The organism is Methylomonas sp. MK1 (assembly GCF_000365425.1).
GTDB lineage: Bacteria > Pseudomonadota > Gammaproteobacteria > Methylococcales > Methylomonadaceae > Methylomonas.
On sequence record NZ_AQOV01000001.1, the window covers coordinates 1,476,836 to 1,497,364 of the forward strand.

Genomic DNA, 20,529 nt, shown 5'->3' on the forward strand with positions numbered 1-20,529 from the left:
AAATTGAAACAAGGAACGTCGCGAATTTGGGAGGCTTTAGCCGATCAACCGGTATTGCGAGGAGAGTTGTTGTTTCAGGTGGTGCCCAGGGACAGAATCGAACTGTCGACACGAGGATTTTCAGTCCTCTGCTCTACCGACTGAGCTACCTGGGCAGCGACTTAACCTAAAACCAGAATGGTGCCCAGGGACAGAATCGAACTGTCGACACGAGGATTTTCAGTCCTCTGCTCTACCGACTGAGCTACCTGGGCGTCAAGAGCCGCGCATTAAACTAGGTTATAAACAATTAGTCAAGGAAAATACCGTTATTGCCGGCTAGCTGGACAGCAGGCGGCGATTTATGCAATTCTTGCGCACCGCAAATTCCTGGCATTTTTATCATGAAATATCGGGCTTTGAAGACACAACACCCATTGAAACAACCCAAGCACACGAGACCGCCTATGCAAGCTTTCACCGACATCCGCGCCCTGATAATAGACATGGATGGCGTCCTTTGGCACGGCGACCGAGCTCAAGCAGGACTCGTTGAGTTTTTTCAGATACTACGCGATTTAAAGCTGCCTTTCATCCTGGCCACCAATAACGCCAGCCTGACAGCAGAACAATACGTCGACAAACTGGCGAAAATGGGCGTAACGGTAGCGTTGAACGAAATCCTGACCTCGGGCATGGCTACCGCACTGTATTTATCCGAACGCTATGACCCACAAACGACTCGCGTATTTGTGATTGGCGGCATCGGTGCCCGGCAACCGCTGCAGGATTTGGGCTTTAAACTTACCGGACTTTACGAGACGGAGCCGGATCAGCGCGCGCATCTGGTTGTTTGCGGCATGGACCGAGAACTGAGCTGGGACAAACTGGCCACCGCCACTCTAAATCTGCGGGCGGGCGCGCACTTCATCGGCACCAACGGTGACCTATCGCTACCTACCGAACGCGGCGAAACACATGGCAACGGTGCCATTCTGGCAGGCTTGACCGCTTCCACCGGCATTAAGCCGATGATTATCGGTAAACCGGAGCCTATTATTTATCGACAGGCATTGAGGCTGTTGAATGTCGACCCGGCCTATACTGTCGCTATCGGCGACCGGCTGGACACCGACATTCTCGGCGCAGTGCGCACCGGTATCCGCAGCCTGATGGTCCTAAGTGGCGTATCCAGCGAACAAGACGTCGCCGCAGCCGATTTCGGTCCAACCTGGATTGTGCCGGACATCCGCGACATCACCGAGCTGTTGGGTAACAGCAAACTTTAAGCTCTTCTCAGACCAATACAGCATAGACGAATCATGAAAAAATTTATCGACAGCCCGGACACCTTATTGCAAACCAGCCTACAGGGCTTTGCCAAAGCCCATGCCGACATCGTGCAATTCAATCCTGAGCCGCGATTTGTATATCGCAACGTGCGTAAAATCGGCAAGGTCGCGCTGATTTCCGGCGGCGGCTCAGGCCATGAACCGCTGCACAGCGGCTTCGTAGGCTTCGGCATGCTGGATGCCGCCTGCCCCGGACAGGTATTTACTTCACCAACGCCGGACCAAATGCTGGCTGCAGCACAAACCGTGGACGGTGGCGCGGGCGTGCTGTTTATCGTTAAAAATTACGCCGGCGATGTAATGAATTTTGAAATGACCGCCGAGATGCTTGATTTACCCAACGCCAGCGTCCTGATTGACGACGATATTTCCCTACCAAAAACCCACAGCATTGGCCGTAGAGGCGTGGCCGGCACCGCCATCGTCGAGAAAATCGTCGGCGCCGCCGCGGAATCCGGCGCTGACTTAGCCGCCTGCAAGGCACTGGGCAAACGTGTCAATCGGGCTACCGCCTCCATGGGTATCGCCTTAACCAGCTGTACGGTGCCGGCCTTAGGCCACCCAACTTTTGCTATTGCGGACGACGAAATCGAAATGGGTGTCGGCATCCACGGCGAACGCGGTCGCGAAACGGTGAAACTGGCGAGCGCCAGCGAAATTGTCGAACAATTAGCCGGACATATTTTCGACGAATTGAAACCGGCTTCAGGCCAAGCCGTGTTGCTGCATGTGAACGGCTTCGGCGCCACACCGCTGATCGAACTACATTTGATTTACGAATTGGCCTGGCAATATTTCAGCAAACGCGGATTAATCATCCAGCGCTCTTTGGTCGGTAACTTCACCACCTCGCTGGATATGGCCGGCTGTTCGCTAACGCTGACGATGCTGGACGAAGAAATGCTGGGTTTGTGGGATGCACCGGTGAATACCGCTGCGTTGCGCTGGGGTTGTTGAAACGGGTAACGACCTAAGCGGCTTGCGCTTGGGCGTTTTTCAACACCTCGGCTATCGCCGCGATCATCAGCTGCGCAGTCTTGGCACCGGCATCGATATGGCCTTTGCTGCGCTCGCCCAGAAAGGAAGCGCGGCCCTTGGTAGCCAGCATGTCCCGAGTCGCTTCCACGCCTTCTGCCGCCACCAGGCTTAGGCTATCCAGAATCTCGGCCAGCGGCTTACCCGCAGCCGCCTGCTCCCGCAACTCCTTGGCGACCGGCACTAGCACATCCAGCATGGTCTTCTCACCAACATCAGACTTGCCGCGTTGCTTCACAGCCTCGACTGCCTGCAAAAATGCATCAGAAAACCCAGCCAGATCGATAAGCTTGTCCTTAGCATTCTTTGCCAACGCGATGAATAAAGTCGCGTACAAAGATCCGGACGCGCCACCGACAGCAGCCATCACCGTCATACCAATTTTCTGCCACGCAGCAACCCAGTCGAGTGTCGCTATCTCACCGGCATGCTCGCGTAAGGCCTGCAAACCACGCTGTAAATTAAACACATGGTCGCCGTCGCCTATCGCTTGATCCAGTTCGGTTACTTCCTGGGCATGCGCATCGATAGTATCGATCAGTGCTTGAATCAATTCCGGAAACAATGATGGGGTCAATGACATGCAGCCTCCGCACAACAAAACAATTTGACAGAGGAGCATAGCTAAAACGCACTACTACTGTCCAGCTGTCAGCATTTGTCGCTGCATACGGGACTAAAAAAAATGGCAATACGCCAGAATTCGTTAGCCCAATACCGGCTGGGCATAATTGAAATGAATTACGATTTAACTATTTTCCAGAACCAGGGAATCCAGCAATGGCAACTCTGCATCCGGGTCATACACGCTGAAGCGGTATTTCTCCTTCAAGTATTCCAAAAGCCAGGCGTTGGTGTCGGCTCTGCGCTGCCCGGCAGCCTCGTTCATTTGTTGTAAGCGCTGACGCACCGCGTGTTGCGGCAGTAACAACAACTCAATATCGGCCATCGACACGAATTTTTCCGGATCAGGGTTCTTGCCGTTAAAAATCTTGAATAGCTGATGCTTTTTTAAGCCCAAATGCGTATTGAGCTCATCTTTAAACTCGATGAATAACGGTAACAAATCGCTGCCGACGCACGTGTCTTCATGCAGTTTGTGTAAACGATTAAGCAAATGGTAGACCGCAAACCGGTACAATTCGGACTCGCGCACAAACAACCGAGCCGCCATGGCACGCACGGCAATTCGGTCGGAATTGTTCAACCGAATGGAAACAATGTGCTTTTTATCGTCTAAAAGATGTTCGTTGTCGTTCAACGCAAGTCCTTTGTGAGTAATCGCCGGCAAACTCACACCGGTCGAAACAGCTTAATTTGCGAGAATTTAAAGCATCAATGTTACAGATTTATAACAAACACCCCGACACGCGAAAATTTCCTGTAAGCCACTCCAATAGGGTTTACTAGTCGAGCAAATCAGCGGATTTTCAGGAAAAACTATTTATTGCTTATATGAGATGAAAAAAATATAATCGCGCGCTTTTTTCGAGCGAATAGCGTTTTTCAAAACACTTTCAGAGCCTTAGCACAATGACCAGTCACATCATGCCTACTTATGCCCGCCAGTCGGTCACTTTTGCACGCGGCGAAGGCGCGTGGTTGTGGGATACCGATGGGCGTCGCTATCTCGACTCGGTCGCCGGCATTGCCGTGTGCAACCTCGGCCACGCGCATCCGGCCGTGCATGAAGCGCTCTGCCGGCAAAGCAAAACCTTGCTGCATACCTCCAATCTTTACGGCGTGGCACTTCAGGCGCAACTCGCGGATAAATTGATCGAGCTGAGCGGCATGGATAATGTGTTTTTCAGCAACTCCGGGGCGGAAGCCAACGAAGCGGCGATAAAAATCGCCCGTAAATACGGTCACCAACAAGGCATCGACAATCCGGTAGTGTTGACCATGGAAAAGAGCTTCCATGGCCGGACCATGGGAACGCTGAGCGCTACCGGCAACACCAAGATCAAGCAAGGCTTTACGCCGTTGCTGGCTGGATTTACTCATGTGCCGTACAACGATGTTCCGGCCATAGAATCGGCACTCGCGGCCGACAAAAATATCGTCGCTATCCTGGTCGAACCGGTGCAAGGCGAAGGTGGCGTGAATATCCCGGCCGCGGATTATTTGAATCAAATTCGCGTTCTGTGCGATCAGCATAACTTGCTGATGATGCTGGATGAAATCCAAACCGGTGCCGGCCGTACCGGGCGCTTTCTGGCTTACCAACATAACGGCATCCTGCCGGATGTATGTACCATGGCCAAAGCACTGGGTAACGGCGTGCCGATTGGCGCTTGCGTGGCGCGGGGCAAAGCGGCGGACGTGTTACAAGCCGGCAATCACGGCTCGACCTTTGGCGGCAACCCACTAGCCTGTAGCGCGGCGTTGGCGGTGCTGGAAACATTGACGACCGGCACACTGATCGCCGATGCGCAAACCAAGGGCGCGCAAATTTGCCAACTTTTCAAAGACGCACTAGCCGACAACCCACATATCGTCGATATTCGCCATAAAGGCTTGATGATAGGCATTGAACTGGATCGGCCTTGCGGCGAATTGGTCGGCAAAGCCTTGGCACAGGGCTTGTTGATAAACGTTACCGCGGACAGCACCATCCGCTTATTGCCGCCACTGATTATCGACGACGCGCAAATAATAACGCTGACCGAAACCTTGGCGGCGCTCATTCAGGAATTTAGCAGACAATAACCATGCAACCCAGACACTTCATCAGTCTGCTGGATTTGTCCAGCGCCGAATTACACAACCTGATTCAACGGGCGATTCAACTCAAAACGCATCGCGACCCGAACTATCAGCCTTTCAAAGGCAAAGTACTGGCGATGATTTTCGAAAAATCCTCGACCCGCACCCGGATCTCCTTCGAAGCCGGCATGGCCCAGTTCGGCGGCACCGCACTGTTTCTGTCGCCGCGCGACACGCAACTCGGCCGCGGCGAACCTCTGGAAGACAGCGCTAAGGTTATCTCCAGCATGGTGGACTGTATTATGCTGCGCACCAACAACCACGACACGGTGACCACGTTTGCCAAATACTCGCGGGTACCCGTGATCAACGGTCTGACCGATTTGTTACATCCCTGTCAGTTGCTGGCGGATATGCAGACCTTTTTTGAATTGCGCGGCGACATCGCCGGCAAAACCGTAGCCTGGATCGGCGACGGCAATAATATGTGTCATTCCTATATCAACGCGGCTCGTCAATTCGACTTTAAATTAAACATAGCCTGCCCTGTCGATTACCGGCCGCAGCAAAGCATCGTCGATGCCGCCGGGCACCGAGTAGCGTTTTTCAATACGCCGGAGCAAGCCGCGCAACATGCCGATTTAGTGGTGACCGATGTCTGGGCCAGTATGGGCCAGGAAGAGGAACAGAAAAAACGCGAATTCGTATTTAAGGATTTTCAGGTAAACAGCAAAACCATGGCTGCCGCCCAATCCGATGCGCTGTTCATGCATTGCCTGCCGGCACATCGCGGCGAAGAAGTGACAGCCGAGGTGATCGACGGCCCACAAAGCGTGATATTTCCGGAAGCCGAGAATCGCCTGCACGCTCAGAAAGCGTTACTGGAATTTCTCATCTGCCGATAATTTCGCTAGAATCGCCGCTTTCTTTACGCCGAACGAAGAGTGATACTGTGAAAAAATCTTTTGCCTACATTTTTGCCTGTCTGCTGATTAGCCCGCTTGCCATGGCAAGAACCGCCTACGTCACCGACAAAGTCGAGGTGCCATTACGCAGCGGCGAAAGTGAGCGCACCAAGATCGTGAAAATGTTGGAAAACGGTATCCCTGTCAGCGTGTTGCAAGAAAGTACCGAAAACGGCTACACCTATATACAAACCAGCAACGGCGCGGAAGGCTTTATTCTCAGCCGCTACCTAACCGGCGAACCCAGCGCCCGCACCCAACTGGAAGCAGCCACCAAAAAATTGGAAGCGCTGCAAGAAGAAAACAAACTGTTGAAAACCGCTCAAACCAGCGGGCAGGAAGCCGGAAAAGAGCGTGACCGTCTTAGCGCCGAACTCAGCGAACTACAACAAACCGCCGCGAACGCCATCCAGCTCAAGCAACAACGCGACCAATTACAGGAACAGGTTGTCGCCGTGAATCGCGAACTACAGCAACTGAAACGCGAAAATCAGGCGTTAACCGACAGCAGCAACCAGGACTGGTTTTTATACGGCGGCGGCTTGGCTTTATTCGGCGTATTGCTGGGCTTTATTCTGCCAAAACTCAGCTGGCGCCGCCGTTCCAGCGGCTGGGATAGTTTTTAGTTTTAAACGAATCAGCCGCAGGGCTGCCCTGCTTCAAATGACGCCCGTTCCCGCGGCAGTTTAAGCGCCGCTTTTGCTTTCATCTGGAATCACCATGCCTGCATATCGTTCTCATACCACCACTCAAGGCCGCAACATGGCGGGAGCGCGCGCGTTGTGGCGCGCCACCGGCATGAAAGACGGCGACTTCGATAAACCGATTATCGCCATCGCCAACTCCTTCACCCAGTTCGTGCCGGGCCATGTGCATTTAAAAGACCTGGGCCAATTGGTGGCGCGTGAGATTGAATTGGCCGGCGGCGTCGCCAAAGAATTCAACACCATCGCCGTTGACGACGGCATTGCCATGGGTCACGACGGCATGTTGTATAGCCTGCCCAGCCGTGATTTGATTGCCGACAGCGTCGAGTACATGGTCAATGCGCATTGCGCTGATGCCATTGTCTGCATTTCCAATTGTGACAAAATCACCCCGGGCATGTTGATGGCGGCGATGCGCATCAACATTCCGGTGATATTTGTCTCCGGCGGCCCGATGGAAGCCGGTAAAGTGCGTTTGGCTGAAAGTCCCGACATCAAAAAGCTGGACCTGATCGACGCCATGGTGATGGCGGCGGACAGCAAAGTCTCCGATAGCGATTTGGCAGAAGTCGAGCGCTCCGCCTGCCCGACTTGCGGTTCCTGCTCCGGGATGTTCACCGCCAATTCGATGAACTGTCTGACTGAAGCACTGGGCCTGTCATTACCGGGTAATGGCACGGTAGTCGCCACCCATGCCGACCGCGAACAGTTATTCAAACAAGCTGGGTGGCGTATCGTCGAACTGGCCAAACAGTATTACGAACAAAACGACGAATCGGTACTGCCGCGCGCGGTCGGCTTCAAAGCCTTCGAAAATGCCATTGCACTGGATATTGCGATGGGCGGCTCGACCAACACCATTCTGCATTTGCTGGCGATTGCCCAAGAAGCCGGTATCGATTTCACGCTAGCGGATATCGACCGCATGTCCAAAGTGGTCCCGCAGTTGTGCAAAGTGGCGCCCAACACCAACAAATATCACATCGAAGACGTGCACCGCGCCGGCGGCATCATGGCGATTTTGGCCGAGTTGAACCGCGCCGGTAAACTGCATACCGACGTACCCACCGTGCACGCCAAAACCCTGGGCGAAGCCTTGACGCAATGGGATGTGATGAGTAACCCCAGCGATGCGGTAAAGACTTTTTATATGGCCGGCCCCGCCGGTATTCCGACTCAGGTGGCGTTTAGTCAGAATACCCGTTGGCCAAGCCTAGACACTGATCGTGCCGAAGGCTGTATTCGCTCCATCGACCATGCCTTCAGCCAGGAAGGCGGATTAGCGGTATTACATGGCAATATCGCTCTGGACGGCTGCGTGATCAAAACAGCCGGTGTCGATGACAGCCTGCTGGTATTTGAAGGCAACGCCCATGTGGTCGAATCGCAAGACGAAGCCGTGGAAAATATCCTCAATAACAAAGTCAAATCCGGCGATGTGGTGGTGGTGCGTTACGAAGGCCCCAAAGGCGGACCAGGCATGCAGGAAATGCTCTATCCCACCAGCTATATCAAATCCAAAGGCTTAGGCAAAGCCTGCGCGCTATTGACCGACGGCCGTTTTTCCGGCGGCACCTCCGGTTTATCCATCGGCCACTGTTCGCCGGAAGCGGCGGCAGGTGGAGCTATTGGCCTAGTGCGCAACGGCGACCGTATCCGCATCGATATTCCCAACCGTACCATCAATGTACTGGTCAGCGACGAGGAACTGGCCCAGCGCCGGACCGAACAGGACAAATTGGGCTGGAAACCGGCCAGGCCACGTCCACGCAAAGTGTCAGTGGCGCTGAAAGCCTATGCCATGTTTGCTACATCCGCCGACAAAGGCGCGGTGCGGGATTTATCAAAGTTTGAGAATTAACTTCGGCTGTTACCTCATCCTACCGAGCTTGAGGTAATCAGAAGTGGGTAATAACGCTATTAGAATGCTGACCACTTGGCCGTTCCTCATTTGCCTTGTATCCCTGATTGCCAATGATTGGTGGCTTAAGGCTGCTCATCCAGGATTATTTACCGGAAAACTTTCTGATTTCGCCGGAGTAGCCGTTGTGTCTTTAATGACATTCAGTGCATTGCCGCATCGAAAATGGCTCTTGTGTTTGTTGATTTCGGTTACTTTTCTGTGGTGGAAAAGTCCGCTGTCGGATTCAATGATTCACTTGGCGAATAGTCTGAGTATTTTGCGAATTGGACGAGTGGTTGACTACAGTGATCTGTGGGCTCTGTTGGTCGTGCCTGTTTGCCTGCACGTTTCCGAAAAACAGTCCAGGTTTCGTATTGCGTCGAAATATTTTAGAAAGATGCTGACAGTTCCTGTCGCGGTGGTTACGCTATTTGGCGTTATGGGCACGTCAGCCCGACCGATACAGGAAGAATACACTGTGCGGCCTTTAGCCAGTTCTACAAATATTCCGCGTGAGGAATTAGTGAATGTTATATCTGATGTTGCCGCAAAGCATGATCTTAGTTGCTACGGATGTGAAGGTACGTATCCGTTAGATTTCGCAAGATATTTTGGGAAGTCACTTTCTATGACTTATACACTCACACCTGAAAACACCGTCTCGTTCGTAATTGAATATTCTAGCGATCCCGGCTATGAGGAAGCTGTGGCTTTACGAGCCGCTCTAAATTCATCGCTAGCCGAACACTTCGATGGCCTGGAATACACAGAGCTGTTGAGAAAATAAATTATTGTTACCGTACTCAAGCTTCGCTGCCATTCAGGTTAACCCGCCTAATTTGGATTCGTCGCTAGGCAATCCACCAGACGTTGAGAATTTTCGGCGTTTTGCCCTCGGAAACACCCTACACATTAAATTATCGTGAAACGCTTCCTCCTCCATCTGTTCTACATCTGGAAACAAAAGCTAAAAATCTACTTCATAGCCGGCTGGGTAGGTGCGGGGATGGGGATATTTTTGTTAGCCCCCAGTTACGATTACATTAGCTCGCGCGAGCGCAACGCCGACCCGCTGTCATCGATCGAATTCGTGTTTGGCCAATTCACCGAAGTAATGACCGGCCAAATTAATCAAAATAATTTGATCCTGTTTTATGCCGAAATTGGCGCGATACTGGGCCTGCTGTCGCTGGGTTTTTATCAGATTTTACACAAGCGACTGGTGGACCTGGACGCACTGAAGACCGAGCTGGAAAAGGATTTGCCGACCATCATCCGTCAAGGCGAAGGCCCGTTGCTGGAGTTTAAATCGTCGCTGCGCTGGGATATTCAGGAGCAACGCGTTAACAAGACCCTGGAAGGCGTGATTATGAAAACCCTGGCCGGTTTCTTTAACAGTCCGGTTGGCGGCACCTTGCTAATCGGCGTGGCCGACAACGGCGAAATCCTCGGCCTGGAATCCGACTTCCAAACCCTGAAAAAACCCGATCATGACGGCTTCGAGCAAACCCTGATGACTGCGGTCTCCACCAATCTGGGGGCCGATTTGTGCCCGCTGATCCACGTGCTTTTTCATAAATTGGCCGACCGTGATGTGTGCCGGGTTATTGTTTCCCCCTCGCACCGGCCCGTGTTTCTGACGCAGAGCAACACCCCCAAATTCTTCGTGCGAACCGGCGGCGGCACTCGGGACCTCAACATTCAAGAAGCGCTGGATTATGTGGCCAGTCGTTGGAAAAAAACCAAATAATCTGCCCTGATTGGGTTTTAACGCCAGCAAAGTTAAACTAAGCAACCGGCAACATAGCAAACGATTTGTAAACACTCCATGGAACATCAATCAACTTTCGTTAATTGGTTCAGAAATTCATCGCCCTACATCCACGCGCACCGCAACCGCACCTTTGTGATTTTTTTCGGTGGCAACGCGGTGACGGAGCCGGATTTCGACAATCTGATTCACGACTTCGCGTTGCTGAGAAGCCTGGGTGTCAGGCTGGTGCTGGTGCACGGCATTCGCCCACAGATCGACGAACAAGTCACCGGACATGGCAACACACCGCAGTTTCACCACCATTTACGCATCACCGATGCGACCACACTACAATATGTGAAGCAAGCGGCAGGACTCGTGCGGGTGGAAATTGAAGCGCTGTTATCGATGGGTGTTTCCGGCTCGCCGATGGCTGGTGCGAAGATACGCGTGGCGTCCGGCAATTTTGTTACCGCCAAACCTTTGGGGGTATTGGACGGCATCGACTATTGCCATACCGGCAAAGTGCGGCGCATCGACGCCCAAGCCATCCATCAACAATTGGATCAACAAAACGTAGTACTGATTTCGCCTATCGGCTATTCGCCCAGCGGCGAGGTATTCAATCTGTCGGCCGAGGAAGTGGCAACCGAAGTAGCCATCGCCTTGCAAGCCGAAAAGTTGATTTTGTTGACCGAACAAAACTGCGTATCGCCCAGTGATAATGGCCCCATCCAACAGCTCACCACAGCTCAAGTTTCAGCACTATTGGAAGATGCGCCAACAGTGCCGGATGAAGTTGCCCGCTCGCTGCGCGCCGCGATGCAAAGCTGTGAAAAAGGCGTACAGCGTGCGCACTTGATCAATCGGCATGTGGATGGCGCCCTGCTTCTTGAACTGTTTACCCGCGACGGTATCGGTACGCTGATCAGTTCGACGGCATTCGAAACCATACGACCGGCGACATTGGACGACATCGGCGGCATCATGGAGTTGATCAAACCTTTGGAACAGCAAGGCATCCTGGTCAAGCGTTCGCGAGAAAAACTGGAAATGGAAATCGGCGACTACATCGTCATCGAGCGCGACGGCTTGATCATCGGCTGCACGGCGTTTCACGTAATGAACGACGGCAACAGCGCGGAAATCGCTTGTCTGGCGGTGCATGCCGACTATCAAAAAGGCGCGCGCGGCAACAGCTTACTGGAGTATCTCGGCAATAAAGCCAAAACCGAGCATATCCACCGCTTGTTCGTGCGTTCCACACAAACCGTGCATTGGTTTGTCGAACGCGGTTTTGCACCCTGCGACATCGACGATTTGCCCGAGCCGATGAAAAGCGCTTACAACTATCAGCGCAATTCCAAGGTATTGTATAAAGACGTTTAACATCACCCTCCACCCACTCTCAGCCCGCGGAATATAGGATGCTCGATAAACAGGATTTTCTGACAGTCGTAAAAAACACCCCCTTAGTCTCTATCGATTTAATTGTACGTTCCAGCAAGGACGAAATATTGATGGGCATGCGCGTGAATGAACCGGCGGCGGGCTATTGGTTCGTGCCCGGCGGCAGAATTTTTAAATCCGAAACCCTGGAAGATGCGTTTCAAAGAATCACTGAAACCGAATTGGGCACTGCCTACAGCATGGAAAGCGCTGATTTACTCGGTGCATTCACCCATCTGTATGAGACTAATTTTGCCAAACAGCCGGGTATAAGTACCCATTACGTGGTTTTGGGCTATCAATTGCAGCTGGATATCGATATTAATCAGTTACCGGCACAACAACATTCTAATTACCGTTGGTTTGGCAAACATGAAGACTTGAGTGAAGTTCATCCTAACAGCCAAGCCTACTATCCCTATCTGCGCTGAACAATGGCAATCTTAAAAGTATTGCAGCTGACAGACCTGCATATATTGCCGCATGCCGGCGATAAAATGCTCGGCATAGACACCGAACAGTATTTCCAACAGACCCTAGCCCACGCGCATGCCACTCACGGCCCATTCGATCTGATTTTATTAACCGGTGATTTGGGCCAAGACCCTAGCGCTGATAGCTACCGGCGAATTTGCAAGCATCTGCAAACTTATCAAACACCTTGCCTGTGTTTGCCGGGCAATCATGACAACTGGGAACTGATGGAAACCGAGCTGAACGTAGGCTTCGTCAGTTGCCGCAAACACCTGCTGCTAAAAAATTGGCAGATTATTGCTTTAAACAGCCAAAAACCGGGCAGCCCCGCTGGGTTTTTATCACAGGAAGAACTGGTATTTTTACAGCAAACGCTAAGCACAAATGACATGCCTGCCCTGCTGGCGGTACACCATCATTGCGTTGCCAGCGGGAGCAGTTGGATGGATACGATGCAAATAGAGAACGGTGAGGCATTGCTGGCAATAGCGGAACGCTTTGTGCAGGTTAAAGCCATCACCTGCGGTCATTTACATCAGGAAATGCAAACTAATCATGAACAAATAGCAATATTCGCCACACCGGCCAGCTGTTTTCAGTTCAAACCGTTTGCCACCGAGTTTGCACTGGACGAGTTAGCACCCGGCTACAGGGTCTTCGAATTGGGCGATGACGGCGACTTGCGATCCCGGTGCTATCGCCTGCCCATCAGCATGAACGACTTACAAACCAACTTGCACAGTTACTAACCAAACGCCAATCTTCCGGACAAATAACTCTCGGCGTTGACGCCCACATCGTTGGCAATCAGCAAAGCTCCTAATTCGTCCATCGCTTTGCGGTACACCCGGCGTTTGAAGTAAACCACGTCTTTCAGCGGATACCAGTACTCCACCCACTTCCAGTTATCGAACTCCTGCTTGTGCCCGCAATCGAACCTGACATTCGATTCATCTGTCATCAAGCGCAAAATAAACCAAATCTGCTTCTGACCGATGCACAAGGGTGTAGAATTTTTGCGGATATACCGATCCGGCAATTTATAGCGCAACCAATAACGGGTGCGCCCCAGCAACTGCACATGCTCTGCACACAAGCCGGTTTCCTCCCACAACTCCCGATACATCGCGGTTTCCGGATCCTCGTCGCCATCAATTCCGCCTTGCGGAAACTGCCACGAATTAGCGCCCTTGCGCTTTGCCCAGAACACACGACCCTCGTCATTGCAAAGGATAATGCCGACATTAGGCCGGTATCCTTTCGAGTCTATCATGTAAAAACCTGTATTATTTGCCGCCCTGTTGCTAATGCCTGGATGTTAAAATTAACAACGGCACGGCCATTAAAATGAATGGCGCAATTGTTCCACAAATAACCGGCGGACGCCACAGGCCGCTACTTTTTTCTTTATGACGACGGATTTGCCGTGAGCTTAGCGATTTTTGATCTGGATAACACGCTGATCGCCGATGACAGCGATTTTTTATGGGGCCAATTCTTGGTCGACCGCGGCATTGTCGACAAAGAGCAGTATGAACAGGCCAATAAAAAATTCTACGAGGATTACAAACAGGGCACGTTGGATATTGTCGAGTTTTTGCATTTCTCACTGGCGCCGCTGGCGCAGCACGACGCCGAGCAACTGTACCGCTGGCGCGCGGAATTCGTCGAAACGCTGATCGAGCCGATCACACTCGACGCCGCACGGACTTTGGTAGAAAAGCATCGAGCGGCCGGCGATACCTTACTGGTGATCACCGCCACCAATCGCTTCGTCACCGAACCTATTGTGAAACTTTACGGTATCGACAACCTACTGGCTACCACACCGGAATTTGTCGATGGTCGCTACACCGGGAAATTCAACGGTACGCCTTGCTTTCAGCGAGGAAAAGTCGTGCAGCTAAACGACTGGTTGGCCAATTCCACGGAAACGCTGGCAGGCAGTTGGTTCTACAGCGATTCGCATAACGATTTGCCGCTATTGAACTTGGTCGATCAACCGGTTGCCGTCGATCCCGACGAAAAACTACGGGAAGTTGCTCGGCAAGCAAACTGGCCGATTATTAGCTTGAGGAAATAGAAGCTGCGGACAAGGTTCAAAAGAAGCGCCATTTTGAACCTTTATAATATTGAATCGCTTCTATTTTTTCTGTATAAAGAACACTTGTTTGTCGGCTTCCTTGAATATCTTCAGCGGGATATGTCCGGCCTGATCGATATAGACACCAAAGTCCAAATGGGCCGCCGGATCGGTAGCAATCACTTTGACTACCCTGCCGCTTTCCACTTCCATAATCGCCTTTTTCAAACGCAGCAACGGTAACGGACATTGCAACCCGCTGGCATCGACTTCCAAATCAAATTCGATCATAGTGGTGTTCACTCAACTGTTCTTTAGACAACGCTTATAATAACACCAACCCCAGACCACGAAAATCAAGCACCATGGATTACTTCCCGCTTTTCTTAAAACTAAAAGACCAGCCATGCCTGGTTGTAGGCGCCGGCGAAATCGCCTCGCGTAAAATCGAGCTATTGGCAAAAACCGGGGCGCGAATTACCGTGGTAGCTTTGGAAATTGGCGCCAGCGTCGCAGAGATGGGCCAAGATAATCGCGTAGTTATCCAAGAAAAAGCCTTTGCAGCGGATGATGTGAAAGGCATGCGCGTGGTTATATCCGCCACCAACCAGCGCACGATCAACGAAGCGGTCGCTCAAGCGGCTACAGCGCAGAATATTCCAGTGAACGTGGTCGATAATCCTGATTTGTGCAGTTTCATCTTTCCGGCGATTGTTGATCGCTCGCCATTAATCGTAGCCGTGTCTTCTGGCGGCGTCTCCCCGGTGCTGGCACGTTTGCTACGCTCCAAGGTGGAAAGCGCCATTCCCGGCGCGTTCGGGCTACTAGCGCAGTTTGCCGAGGATTTTCGAGCGTTGGTTAAGGAACGGCTAAATGAACCCAACCGCCGCCGCGTGTTCTGGGAAGATGCTTTGCAGGGCCATATCGCAGAACTGGTGTTCTCCGGCCGCCGCGAGCAAGCTGCCACAGAATTGCAAGCCAAACTCGATGCAGCGGAGCAGACGCAAAATCGCGGCGAAGTGTATTTAATTGGCGCCGGCCCCGGCGATCCGGATTTGTTGACTTTCCGAGCCCTGCGTTTAATGCAGCAAGCGGATGTAATTGTCTATGATCGGCTGGTGTCCCAGGAGATACTGGAGATGGCGCGCCGTGACGCCGAAAAAATCTACGTGGGCAAACAACGCAGCAATCACAGCCTGCCGCAAGAATCGATCAACGAACTACTGGCGAATCTGGCCCTCTCGGGGAAACGCGTCGCCCGGCTGAAAGGCGGAGATCCGTTTATTTTCGGCCGTGGCGGCGAGGAAATCGAAACCCTGATGCAACAAGGCATTCAATTTCAGGTCGTGCCCGGCATTACCGCCGCAGCCGGCTGCGCCAGCTATGCCGGCATACCGCTGACGCATCGCGATCATGCGCAGTCCTGTACCTTTGTGACCGGGCATTTGAAAGACGGCAATATCAACCTGAACTGGAGCCAGCTGGCCTCGCCCAATCAGACCATCGTGATCTACATGGGTCTGGTTGGATTGGAGACTATCTGCCAATCGTTGATAGTACACGGCTGCCCCGCCGATCAGCCGATTGCGCTGATTCAACAAGGCACTACCCGCCATCAACGGGTCATTACCGGCACCCTGGGGGATATGCCTAAACGCGTCGAAAACGCAGACATCAAACCGCCGACCTTGATCATAGTCGGCACTGTGGTGCGCCTGCGCAAACAGTTGGAATGGTTTCAACCCGATCAAAACTAAGCGTATATGAATTTTTCCCTATTTCAGACGATGTTAAGTTTTAGCTGGAAAAATCAGCCCGCAAACTCGATAACGGCGCGAACGACAGAGAAAATCGATTGAATTTTTCGCTAAAGTTCCCTATCCTTTACCCGCTTAATTTCCCAATGAACTGCCTATGCAAATAACAATATGCAGTTCTTTTTTTAAACACAACGAGAGAATCATATGAAAAAATCATTCGGTTTATTAGTAGGCGCAGCTTTGATCGCTATCAGCGGACAAGTTGCAGCTAACGAAGCGGAAGAAATCGGCGCGAAAATTTATGAGCGTGCTTTCGGTCGTGGCTGCGGCGCTTGCCATGACATCGCTTCCAACCCACAATTATCGGCTTTGATCAGCGCCGGCAAACTGCCTAAAGACCAGTTCGCTAAAGTTCTGAAGGAAGGCAAAAACGGTATGCCTAAAGCTGTTGCAGCTATCATGGAAGTCGGCCCTGTGAAAAAAGCAGGTTACACCGAAGACCAAGCTATCGATGCCGTTTACGAATATCTGAAAAAATAATCGTAGCCTTTCGGGGCAAAGAAAAAGCCGCTACCCTTTCGGATAGCGGCTTTTTTATGTCGTAAATAATATGCCCTATTAGTCTTGTTTACTGAGATACGCCTGTTGACTACGTTGATGGGTCAACCGGTAACGGTTGCGCAGCCAAACTCCGGCAATCGCCGCAATCATCAATCCACAAGACACAAAGGTCAGATAGACCAAATCCTTAATGTCATTCAGTTCTTTGATCAGAACTTGATTGACAGCCGCGCCTTCGACCTTGGCCGGCGAATCAACAGAATAAGTCGTCAGTATCTTCACATCGCCTTTCAAATCCTGAATGGTCTCCAGGGAATCGGCGACGCTACCCTTTTTGATATTTTCTTCCAGGGCTCTTAGTTTGCTGTCGATGGAACCGCTTAACAAGCCGAACAACTGGCCTTTCAAGGCGCTAATTTCGGCGGATAGCACCGGATTTTGGGTAGCGTAGGCTGTCGAGATAGCCTGGTGCTTTTGGATCTCGGTCAACAGATTTTGTTTAGGTAGTAATACAAAACCCAACAAAAAAACCGCCGCCATCAACGCCAGAACCAGCATTAACAAAAAGCGATTAGCCTTCATCAGCGCCTGATGCTGATGGGCGCGCAGATAGACTATCTCATGCTTATCGGTATTGACATCATCCAGATTAATCTCAGGCATATCGCTCATTATTCTTTTAGTGTTGCTAATCGGGAAGCTCTATAGATATTACCTAGAGCACGCGGCGCCTAAACGGCACCCCATGCCCAACGGAAATACATCGGCGCATTATACAAGCTAAATCAAAAATGTCCTGTTTTATACAAACCGCAATCAACGGCCTTTTTTTGCGGCAATCCGCATTCTCAAGGCATTCAGTTTGATAAAGCCTTCGGCATCTTTTTGGTTATAAGCGCCGCCATCTTCTTCAAAAGTAGCAATATTTTCATCGAATAGGCTATTGGTTTCCGAGGCCCGACCGACCACGACCACATTGCCTTTATACAGTTTCACTCGCACCTTGCCGTTAACATTGGCCTGCGAAGCATCGATCATGGTTTGCAACAGTGCCCGCTCCGGACTCCACCAGTAACCGTTGTAAATCAAGGACGCATAACGCGGCATCAATTCGTCTTTTAAATGCGCTACTTCGCGGTCCAGGGTCAACGATTCGATGGCCCTGTGTGCTTTCAGCATCACGGTGCCGGCTGGCGTTTCATAACAGCCTCTGGACTTCATACCGACATAACGATTCTCGACGATGTCCAGACGACCAACCCCGTTAGCACCGGCGATTTTGTTCAATTTTTCCATCACTTGATGCGGCGTGTGAGGCACATCGTCGATGGCGACGATATCGCCATTCTGATAGGTGAGCTCAACGTAGGTCGCTTGATCAGGCGCATTTTCCGGTGATACGGTCCAGCGCCACATATCTTCTTCCGGCTCCGTCCACGGATTTTCCAAGATACGGCCTTCGTAAGAAATGTGCAGCGAGTTGGCATCCATGGAATAAGGCGAGGTTTTGCCTTTTTTCATTTCCACTGAAATGCCGTGTTGCTCGGCGTAGTCCAGCAGTTTTTGCCGTGAATTCAAATCCCATTCGCGCCACGGCGCGATCACTTTGATGTCCGGACGCAAAGCGTAGGCGCCCAGTTCGAAACGCACCTGGTCGTTGCCTTTGCCGGTCGCACCATGGGAAATCGCATCGGCGCCGGTTTCGTTGGCAATTTCGATCAGGCGCTTAGCGATCAAAGGCCTGGCAATCGAGGTACCGAGCAGATACTCGCCTTCGTAAATCGTATTGGCACGAAACATCGGAAATACGAAATCGCGAGCAAATTCTTCGCGCAAATCGTCGATATAAATTTCCTTGATGCCGGCCGCCGTGGCTTTGGCGCGAGCCGGGTCCAACTCTTCGCCCTGACCGATGTCGGCGGTAAATGTCACCACTTCACAGTCGTACACATCTTGTAGCCACTTCAAAATAACCGAGGTATCTAAACCACCGGAATAGGCCAACACCACTTTTTTAATATCCGACATAATGCGCTTCACACCTTTTACAAATTAAAAAACTGGCGAATTATAACGGAAAACCTCAATGAATTGCCCGCTATCCACCCTAGCCCGAGCGTAAAACTTACAGGTACTCCGCCAACAATCCCGCCACCCGTTTTGTAGCGCCCTGGTTATTTTCTACAAACAATCTGCCGTTATCGATCAATCTTTTTCTAAACGCTATGTCTCGATAGACGCGTAACACGGCATCAATTATGGCTTGGCGATCTCGGCACTGTATCGCCCCTTTCAAGGCTAAAATCCGCTCGGCAATTTCCTGAAAATTAAACATTTCCGGGCCAAATAACACGGTTACGCCAATGGCGGCCGGTTCCAGCACGTTGTGACCGCCTACCGGCACCAGACTACCGCCGACAAAAGCCAGATCGGCAGCGGCATACAACATCTTTAACTCGCCCATGCTGTCGGCGATATAAACATCGGTTTGCTCGTGACACTGCCTTTGCTCGCTACGCATCACCACCGCCAAACCCTGCTGTTCGCAGAGCTTTTTAACCGCTTGAAAGCGCTCCGGATGGCGCGGCACAATCAATAACAGCAATTCGGGTATCGATACTTTAAGAACCGGATAAAGCGCTAGAAATATCTCTTCTTCGCCCTGATGAGTGCTGGCGACAATCCAAACCCAGCGTTTTGCGAATAACTGCTGCTTGAGCGCTCGCCCCCCCGCGATCACGGCGGCGTCTATCGTCACATCGAACTTAATATTACCCAACACTTGAACTTGCTGAGGAGCGGCGCCGATTTCGATAAATCGTAAGCGGTCCTCCTCTGTTTGCACAGCAACCATGGTAACGCAAGCCAACGCCGGCTTTACCAATCCGGGAATTTTCCGATAAGACCGCGCGGAACGCGCCGACAATCTGGCATTGACGATAAACAGCGGGATGTTCTGCGCCGCGCAGGCGGCAAACAAATTGGGCCAGATTTCCTTTTCCATCATGACCGCAAGTCGGGGTCGAAAACATTTCAAAAAACGCTCAACCACAGCCGGCAGATCATACGGTAGATAGACATGCTCGACTTGACCGGCCAATGCCGCCCGCACCCTGGCAGAACCGGTTGGCGTGGTGGTGGTAACGAGTATCGGCAACTGCGGATGGCTGTGACGAAAATGTGCGATTAACGGGAAAGCCGCTTCCACCTCACCCACTGAAACAGCATGTATCCAGATTACCCCCTGCCTGGACGGCATTTTGTAAAAGCCCAAGCGCTCTAACCAGCGTTGCCGGTATTGCGGCGCCTTGCAGCCCCGCCAATACAATCGCAATAAAACAGCAGGCAACAACAATCCATAAAGCAGCGTGTATAGGTTACGCATTACATCCGTTCTCGCAAATTATTGGGTTAAACCAATGCAATCTTAAACTATTAACCGGCCAATTTCGCCCGTAAACTACCTTTAACAGCCACATCGAAATCGTTTAAGCGTGCAGATAAAACGACGACCTGGCATCCAATCCTTCATTTGCGGAAGCATCCGCCAAGCATGACAGCCTCTAGTGCTCCGCGGATATTTAAAAGCATAGTCAGGATCGAAACTACGTCGCGCAGCCACATTGCTAACACAGTTGTTTAGTCGCTGCATATAAGCTATTCCCGTCTATACTGATCGTCGGACCAGCCCCATCAAGGTAAATTTATTTCGCTACTCAGAGACTCACGCATCAGTCAACCTAACTGGAGCGATAGGGTTATATACCCGAAAGACGGCTTTTGGATTCAACTGACAGCAAAG

The 20,529-nt window shown here is 51.6% G+C and carries 21 protein-coding genes and 2 tRNA genes; 14 read left to right on the forward strand and 9 right to left on the reverse strand.

Going from position 1 to position 20,529, the window contains the following annotated elements; genetic code table 11:
- Window positions 1–79: 79 nt before the first annotated feature.
- Together G006_RS0106800 and G006_RS0106805 are read right to left on the reverse strand one after the other, a co-directional pair.
- A tRNA-Phe gene (locus tag G006_RS0106800) sits at window positions 80–155 on the reverse strand.
- A gap of 23 nt (window positions 156–178) precedes the next feature.
- Window positions 179–254: transfer RNA gene (locus G006_RS0106805), tRNA-Phe, on the reverse strand.
- Window positions 255–446: 192 nt separating this feature from the next.
- Between G006_RS0106805 and G006_RS0106810 the strand changes: the two genes are divergently transcribed.
- On the forward strand, window positions 447–1,268 hold the full coding sequence (locus G006_RS0106810; RefSeq protein ID WP_020482429.1) for an HAD-IIA family hydrolase: 822 nt from the start codon (window positions 447–449) through the stop codon (window positions 1,266–1,268).
- 33 nt (window positions 1,269–1,301) lie between these two features.
- On the forward strand, window positions 1,302–2,288 hold the full coding sequence (dhaK, locus tag G006_RS0106815) for a dihydroxyacetone kinase subunit DhaK (protein WP_020482430.1): 987 nt from the start codon (window positions 1,302–1,304) through the stop codon (window positions 2,286–2,288).
- Between the two features lie 13 nt (window positions 2,289–2,301).
- On the opposite strand, the gene dhaL is transcribed toward dhaK, so the two are convergent.
- Together dhaL and G006_RS0106825 are read right to left on the reverse strand one after the other, a co-directional pair.
- Window positions 2,302–2,949: a dihydroxyacetone kinase subunit DhaL gene (gene dhaL / locus G006_RS0106820; RefSeq protein WP_020482431.1), complete on the reverse strand. Its 648-nt coding sequence runs from the start codon at window positions 2,947–2,949 to the stop codon at window positions 2,302–2,304.
- Window positions 2,950–3,114: 165 nt separating this feature from the next.
- Window positions 3,115–3,627, reverse strand: a complete 513-nt coding sequence (locus G006_RS0106825) for a hypothetical protein (protein WP_152428819.1) — start codon at window positions 3,625–3,627, stop codon at window positions 3,115–3,117.
- Between the two features lie 272 nt (window positions 3,628–3,899).
- On the opposite strand from G006_RS0106825, the gene G006_RS0106830 reads away from it, so the two are divergent.
- The 9 genes from G006_RS0106830 to cpdA all read left to right on the forward strand — a co-directional run bounded on the left by G006_RS0106830 (window position 3,900) and on the right by cpdA (window position 13,072).
- A complete protein-coding gene (locus G006_RS0106830; protein ID WP_020482433.1) occupies window positions 3,900–5,075 on the forward strand; it encodes an acetylornithine transaminase in 1,176 nt (391 codons plus the stop codon).
- A gap of 2 nt (window positions 5,076–5,077) precedes the next feature.
- The gene (gene argF / locus G006_RS0106835; protein WP_020482434.1) at window positions 5,078–5,977 is read left to right on the forward strand and encodes an ornithine carbamoyltransferase; all 900 of its coding nucleotides are present in this window, start codon (window positions 5,078–5,080) and stop codon (window positions 5,975–5,977) included.
- A 47-nt stretch (window positions 5,978–6,024) separates the two neighbouring features.
- Complete coding sequence (locus G006_RS0106840) at window positions 6,025–6,663, forward strand: TIGR04211 family SH3 domain-containing protein (RefSeq protein WP_020482435.1); 639 nt, start codon at window positions 6,025–6,027, stop codon at window positions 6,661–6,663.
- A 94-nt stretch (window positions 6,664–6,757) separates the two neighbouring features.
- Entirely contained in the window at window positions 6,758–8,605 is a 1,848-nt protein-coding gene (gene ilvD, locus G006_RS0106845; protein WP_020482436.1) for a dihydroxy-acid dehydratase, read from the forward strand.
- Between the two features lie 64 nt (window positions 8,606–8,669).
- Window positions 8,670–9,434, forward strand: a complete 765-nt coding sequence (locus G006_RS0106850) for a hypothetical protein (protein ID WP_020482437.1) — start codon at window positions 8,670–8,672, stop codon at window positions 9,432–9,434.
- Window positions 9,435–9,569: 135 nt separating this feature from the next.
- Entirely contained in the window at window positions 9,570–10,397 is an 828-nt protein-coding gene (locus G006_RS0106855) for an AlbA family DNA-binding domain-containing protein (RefSeq protein ID WP_026146902.1), read from the forward strand.
- A gap of 78 nt (window positions 10,398–10,475) precedes the next feature.
- Complete coding sequence (argA, locus tag G006_RS0106860) at window positions 10,476–11,789, forward strand: amino-acid N-acetyltransferase (RefSeq protein ID WP_020482439.1); 1,314 nt, start codon at window positions 10,476–10,478, stop codon at window positions 11,787–11,789.
- Window positions 11,790–11,827: 38 nt separating this feature from the next.
- Window positions 11,828–12,280 carry a GDP-mannose mannosyl hydrolase gene (locus G006_RS0106865; protein ID WP_020482440.1) on the forward strand — a complete coding sequence of 151 codons (453 nt, stop codon included), beginning with the start codon at window positions 11,828–11,830 and terminating at the stop codon, window positions 12,278–12,280.
- 3 nt (window positions 12,281–12,283) lie between these two features.
- Complete coding sequence (cpdA, locus tag G006_RS0106870; RefSeq protein ID WP_020482441.1) at window positions 12,284–13,072, forward strand: 3',5'-cyclic-AMP phosphodiesterase; 789 nt, start codon at window positions 12,284–12,286, stop codon at window positions 13,070–13,072.
- Here the strand turns inward: cpdA and G006_RS0106875 are convergent.
- Window positions 13,069–13,596: an RNA pyrophosphohydrolase gene (locus G006_RS0106875; protein ID WP_020482442.1), complete on the reverse strand. Its 528-nt coding sequence runs from the start codon at window positions 13,594–13,596 to the stop codon at window positions 13,069–13,071. The genes cpdA and G006_RS0106875 overlap by 4 nt on opposite strands.
- A gap of 153 nt (window positions 13,597–13,749) precedes the next feature.
- Between G006_RS0106875 and G006_RS0106880 the strand changes: the two genes are divergently transcribed.
- Window positions 13,750–14,406 (forward strand): HAD family hydrolase, encoded by a 657-nt coding sequence (locus tag G006_RS0106880; RefSeq protein ID WP_020482443.1) that lies wholly within the window; start codon window positions 13,750–13,752, stop codon window positions 14,404–14,406.
- 60 nt (window positions 14,407–14,466) lie between these two features.
- Here G006_RS0106880 and G006_RS0106885 read toward each other — a convergent pair whose 3' ends face one another.
- On the reverse strand, window positions 14,467–14,697 hold the full coding sequence (locus G006_RS0106885) for a sulfurtransferase TusA family protein (protein ID WP_020482444.1): 231 nt from the start codon (window positions 14,695–14,697) through the stop codon (window positions 14,467–14,469).
- Window positions 14,698–14,771: 74 nt separating this feature from the next.
- On the opposite strand from G006_RS0106885, the gene cysG reads away from it, so the two are divergent.
- Both cysG and G006_RS0106895 read left to right on the forward strand, forming a co-directional pair.
- Window positions 14,772–16,163 carry a siroheme synthase CysG gene (gene cysG / locus G006_RS0106890; RefSeq protein WP_020482445.1) on the forward strand — a complete coding sequence of 464 codons (1,392 nt, stop codon included), beginning with the start codon at window positions 14,772–14,774 and terminating at the stop codon, window positions 16,161–16,163.
- A gap of 207 nt (window positions 16,164–16,370) precedes the next feature.
- Window positions 16,371–16,706, forward strand: coding sequence for a c-type cytochrome (locus G006_RS0106895; protein WP_020482446.1), 336 nt, complete (start codon window positions 16,371–16,373; stop codon window positions 16,704–16,706).
- Window positions 16,707–16,784: 78 nt separating this feature from the next.
- Here the strand turns inward: G006_RS0106895 and G006_RS0106900 are convergent, their stop codons facing one another.
- The 3 genes from G006_RS0106900 to waaA all read right to left on the reverse strand — a co-directional run bounded on the left by G006_RS0106900 (window position 16,785) and on the right by waaA (window position 20,112).
- Complete coding sequence (locus tag G006_RS0106900) at window positions 16,785–17,399, reverse strand: hypothetical protein (protein ID WP_020482447.1); 615 nt, start codon at window positions 17,397–17,399, stop codon at window positions 16,785–16,787.
- Between the two features lie 144 nt (window positions 17,400–17,543).
- The gene (locus tag G006_RS0106905) at window positions 17,544–18,755 is read right to left on the reverse strand and encodes an argininosuccinate synthase (protein WP_020482448.1); all 1,212 of its coding nucleotides are present in this window, start codon (window positions 18,753–18,755) and stop codon (window positions 17,544–17,546) included.
- A 97-nt stretch (window positions 18,756–18,852) separates the two neighbouring features.
- Complete coding sequence (gene waaA, locus G006_RS0106910) at window positions 18,853–20,112, reverse strand: lipid IV(A) 3-deoxy-D-manno-octulosonic acid transferase (protein ID WP_020482449.1); 1,260 nt, start codon at window positions 20,110–20,112, stop codon at window positions 18,853–18,855.
- Between the last annotated feature and the right edge of the window lie 417 nt (window positions 20,113–20,529).